This is a genomic window from Acinetobacter sp. RG5 (assembly GCF_031844265.1).
Classification (GTDB): domain Bacteria; phylum Pseudomonadota; class Gammaproteobacteria; order Pseudomonadales; family Moraxellaceae; genus Acinetobacter.
Genome location: NZ_JAUZUV010000037.1, coordinates 1 through 5,066, shown reverse-complemented (window position 1 = coordinate 5,066; position 5,066 = coordinate 1). Strand labels below are relative to the sequence as shown.

Below are 5,066 nucleotides of genomic sequence, written 5' to 3'. Positions count from 1 at the left end.
GTCATATTTTATAACAAGAAAAAATAAACCATGGCTTTTGGGTTTATGAATAGACTCAATAATGCCCCCCAATTACTCATTGATCGGTAAAAAAGGTAAGACAGCTTTTCGCTCTCTTCTTAGCTTAGGAATTTCTGAATTATAGCCCATAAAATCAGCAACGCCCTCTAACGCTGTCATACAGCGTTAGAGGGATAATGATCTCAAGATTGTATTGCTTGGGCTGTCTAATTTGCCGTATTAGACACCATCACCATCACCAGCCCAAACCATATCCACTTTTTTAAGCATTGCTTAATGCACTGGCTAAATCACCAGTACCCTTCAAGTCAGACACCTGTCCCTCCAAAGGCTGACTAAATTCAATACGCTGAATCTTTGCTGCCCGCTCTGCGGAGAACACTGGGATTTGACTCATCGCAAATTCAGACAGTGCGGTAATGGTTAGTGAGGGATTCACACCTAAATTCCCAGGTACAATCGAACCATCTAATACGCGTAAATTTTGATAACCAAAGACTTGACCAGTGAAGTCCACAACGCCATTCGACTTGTCATTGCCCATCGCGACACCACTCATAATATGTGCTGTCGTTGGCGTTCCCAGTAGAATTTCAGTAAGTGCAGAACCAGGTTCTCCACCTAACTTTTGTGCAATCATTTTAGTGGCTTCTTCAGCCGCAGGGAATGAAACGGTGAGTGGCGTGTCCCCTTCTTTTTGCACAGCAGTGATACTATTTTTGAACAGTCGATACCACTTTCTACGCCATTCAAAATGAATGAATGCTTCAGACTTTTGCATCACCAATAAAATGATAGAGTCTTTGGCTTTACCCTTATAACGCAGTACTTTAAAGGTTTTTAAGGGATGTAACAGTGTATTGAACACAAACTTCATAAAGCGCATAAAGCCCTGACCGGTCACCATCGGCACGTATGGAATATAAATCCATGAAGCATCCGCACCTTCAGGGAACCGTGTGACCTCAATATTGGTATCTGCATCGACCGAAATAAAAGAGCTGATTGCTACCCCATCATCCAGTTTTTTATCTGTGTTGTTCACTGTGGTCAGAGTTTCCGAGTTCGTCCGAACTTCCTGTCCCAGCAATGAAGAAATATTGGGTAAAGTCTTATACTGATCCCGCATTTTTAACAACATCGGTACCGTACCCATCACCCCTGCAGATAACACTACCCCACGACTGCGCAAACTATATTGACGAACATTCTTACCTAAAGTTTCTTTGATAATGATTTCATAGCCTTCACCACCATCCTCACTCAATGGCATAATTTTGAGGACTTCAGAACTTGGACGAATTTCTACCCCATTACGTTCAGCAAAATACAGGTAATTCTTCATGAGGGTGTTTTTGGCATTATTACGACAGCCCAACATACAACTGCCACAATAAATACAGGAGTTACGATCTGGTCCATCTCCATTGAAATACGGATCTTTCGCTAATTGTCCTTCTTGACCAGCTACTTGCGAAAAGAAGACCCCCGTATTCACCGTTTTAAATGAATTTGCATATCCAATTTCACTCGCAACTTCTTTTAACGTGTCGTCTGCAATATTGGTATAAGTATTATTCGCTGTACCCAACATACGTTGAGCGAGACCATAAAACGGCTTTAAGGTGTCTTTCCAGTCTTTACGAATCTTGGTCCATGCCTCCGACTCAAAAACTGCATCAGGTGGAATTAAATGTACATTGGCATAAATTTGTGAGCCCCCACCAACGCCCACCCCATGCAAAATGGTGGTTTTACTGGTGAAAGTAAATTGCATCGTACCTCTGAATCCCAGTTCAGGTCGCCACAAATAGTTTTTTGTGTCTAAATTGGTGGTTGGAAAATCCTTGTCTTCACGGCGTAAGCCTTTCTCCAAAATCAGGACTTTATAGCCTTTTTCACTGAGGCGTAAAGCACTGACCGATCCACCAAAGCCTGAGCCAATCACGATTTGATCATAATCAAAATCTTTATTATTCATACTATTAACTCCTTTAATAGTTTTATTTTTCTGTTTTTAAATACACTAATTCCTTCACTTCAAAATATCCATCTTGAAGTGAAAAGTGATGTTGAGGTTTTAAAATTTAAGCGCTTATGACTTCATGCGAATCAATAAATTCAACAGCCAATTGGCAAATTTTCCATACGGTGGCGCGAGAAACTTCAAACTCGAAAAACCCGCCTGATAAAATACAGGGCGCATTTTAGAAAAAGTCAAAAAGCCTTCATAACCATGATAGTGCCCCATCCCGCTGGCACCGACTCCACCAAAGGGTAAGTCATGCTGCCCGACATGAAATAAGGCATCATTGACCGAAACCCCGCCCGACATAACTCTGCTGATATAAAAATCGATTAAACTTTTGTTATTACTAAATGGATAAAAAGCCAATGGACGATCACGCTGCACAATATAGTCTACTACCTCTTCAGGCTTTTGGTAGGTTTTGACCATCAAGATCGGACCAAAGGTTTCACGCGTATCAATTTCCATCTCATCATTACTGTTCAATACCAAAGTCAGTGGAAATTTTCGTGTCGCAGCATCTGGTTCTTGCTGATTTAAATTAATCAAACTGGCCCCTTTGGCTTCAGCATCTGCCAAGCTATGCACTAAGCGCTGAAATGCACGCTCATCAATCACAGAAGTATAATCTTTGCTATGAATATCAGGCACATGTTCCTGAACCCACGCTGCCGCGGCTTGAATAAAAGCTTGTAACTTCGACTCATGTACAAATAAATAATCGACATTGGTACAAATTTGCCCCGCATTAAACTGTTTCACAAACATAATGCGTTCTACAGCTTTCTCAATAGGGTATTCAGGATCAATCACCGCAGGAGATTTACCACCCAACTCCAAAGTCACTGGCGTCAAGTTCTGTGCTGCAGCAGCCATGACTTTACGCCCTGTCGCACCAGAGCCAGTAAACATCAGGTGGTCAAACGGCAATTTTGAAAATGCGATGCCTACTTCACCAGTCTCATCGAAAATCTGTAATTTTTCCGCTTTAAAGTATTTGGGACTTAACTCAATCAGTAATTCAGCCAAATGTCTTGAATTTTCAGACATTTTAACCATAGCGGTATTTCCCGCAGCAAACACAGCAGATAATTGCGAGAACATCAAATTGATGGGGAAATTCCACGGCACAATAATTCCAATCACCCCCAGCGGCTGCGGAATCACACGGTTTTTTGCACCAAAATACAGGCTATGATCGACATGTCGTTTTTGTACTTTGGTCCAGTGTTTCAAGTGTTTGATGCTGCCGTTTATGTCATCCGTGACAGTTATAATTTCTGCTAATAAGGTTTCATGGCGTGAACGATTTCCATAATCACGATTCAAGGCGTCAATAATTGCTTCACGGTGATTGTTAATCAATGCTTTTAAATTCAGTAAATGTTGCTTGCGTTGTTCAATCGTTTCAATGCCTTGCTGATGAAAGCTTTTGCGCTGTAATTGAAAACAATCGTGCAATGTCTGTTCTATCACTGTTTGCTCGATATGAGACTGAACCGTAAGTTGCATATGCTTTTCCTTTCACGGCTAAAAATGGTGATTCAATACTTCTTTTCTATGTTGGTTGAGATAATCTCTTATCCTACTTTAACAAATGACTTGAATTATGCTTGACTTTTTAGGACACTAAATTGATCTTTTAGGACAACACGGAATGTTGTAATGGGAAGTTATATTCGTGCAGCCAGCCTCGGCGGTTTTGAAGACTTAGTCCGTAGTTATGGCATAAACCCTATAGGAATCTTGAAAGAGATCGGGATTTTACCTGCTTTACTCCGCGATCCAGATTCATTTATTCATTATGATCATTATTTAAATTTATTGGAAAAAGCGGCCTTAGCCTGTCAGGATGACTGCTTCGGTTTAAAACTCGGCGCACTCCAAAATATTAGCACAATCGGTTTGATTGGCGTCTATATGTCCCGACAAACGAGCATACTTGAAGCCTTAAGCGTGGCGCAAAAGTATGTCTATTTACATGCTGAAGGCGTTGTCTTTCACGTCTCGCAACATAATGCTCTGTTCTGTAAGCTGAACTTTGTGCGTTTAAGTGAATACAACACCGATGTACCACAAAAATCACAACTGGCCATTTGCCTTGTCGCGAATATTTTAAAAGATTTGATTGGCCCACAGTGGCATGCAGAAAAAATTTGCTTCAAGCAAAAAGCACCACAAAAAGGAGCTCAAACTTTCCAAGCACATTTTTCCTGTCCAGTGGAATTTGAAACCGATGAGGATGCGCTTTATTTTCCCGCAAGCTTTTTAAGCTATAAACCCTATAATTTTAATGAAGATGCCATTAATCAACTAATCGTACAGCAGCTTGAAACACAAAGCAGCACCAAAACTGAAGACAATACCGCACTGATAGAGAGTTCAGTCCGCATGCTGATGGCGACAGGAGACTGCAGCATTGAAAATATCGCACTCTGTATGGGAATGCATCCGAAAAAGCTTCAGCGCGCTTTAAAAATGCAAGGAACAACCTATCGAGATATACTCGAAAATGTCCGAAAAAAAGAAGCGCTTCGTATGCTTGATGCAGGCAATGTGAATTTGACAGATATTGCTCTACAGTTGGGCTATGCAGAATTATCTATTTTCAGTCGCAACTTTAAAAGCTGGTTTGGCGTTCCTCCAACCGAGTTAAGAGACAAAAGTCGAAGCCATATTGTATGACTTCTGGTTTTGCTACTTCGTTAAATAAAAAGTACCCAACGAATTCAAGCATATAGTTTAAATCCATTGAATGTCACTCTAATCAATACAGACTCAATTGATTATTTCGGGAAAACAAAGGATGCGACCAAACGTGCCCCCCAACCTTTCGGGCTGCCGTCAGTATCATCAACCCAATATCGAGCACCACCGCCCACACTAATGGCCTGACCATTTAGGCGAATCACTTTGGTCACAGTCAAGTTGACAGGAACTGTGGCTTCTTCTGCATTCCAGTCATATGTCGTTTCAGTATTCAATGCCACCGTCGTACTATTTGGATAAGTGTAAC

Annotated in this window: 3 protein-coding genes and 1 pseudogene; 1 reads left to right on the top strand and 3 read right to left on the bottom strand. The window is 41.2% G+C overall.

Annotation, left to right across the window (positions count from 1 at the left end):
- Positions 1 to 283: 283 nt before the first annotated feature.
- Together Q9R21_RS14745 and Q9R21_RS14740 are read right to left on the bottom strand one after the other, a co-directional pair.
- The gene (locus tag Q9R21_RS14745) at positions 284 to 2,002 is read right to left on the bottom strand and encodes a GMC oxidoreductase (protein WP_045796738.1); all 1,719 of its coding nucleotides are present in this window, start codon (positions 2,000 to 2,002) and stop codon (positions 284 to 286) included.
- Between the two features lie 114 nt (positions 2,003 to 2,116).
- Positions 2,117 to 3,562 (bottom strand): coniferyl aldehyde dehydrogenase, encoded by a 1,446-nt coding sequence (locus Q9R21_RS14740; RefSeq protein WP_045796737.1) that lies wholly within the window; start codon positions 3,560 to 3,562, stop codon positions 2,117 to 2,119.
- 153 nt (positions 3,563 to 3,715) lie between these two features.
- Between Q9R21_RS14740 and Q9R21_RS14735 the strand changes: the two genes are divergently transcribed.
- On the top strand, positions 3,716 to 4,735 hold the full coding sequence (locus Q9R21_RS14735) for an AraC family transcriptional regulator (protein WP_045796736.1): 1,020 nt from the start codon (positions 3,716 to 3,718) through the stop codon (positions 4,733 to 4,735).
- Positions 4,736 to 4,836: 101 nt separating this feature from the next.
- Here the strand turns inward: Q9R21_RS14735 and Q9R21_RS14730 are convergent.
- Positions 4,837 to 5,066: pseudogene (locus tag Q9R21_RS14730) on the bottom strand (transporter); the annotation flags it as partial.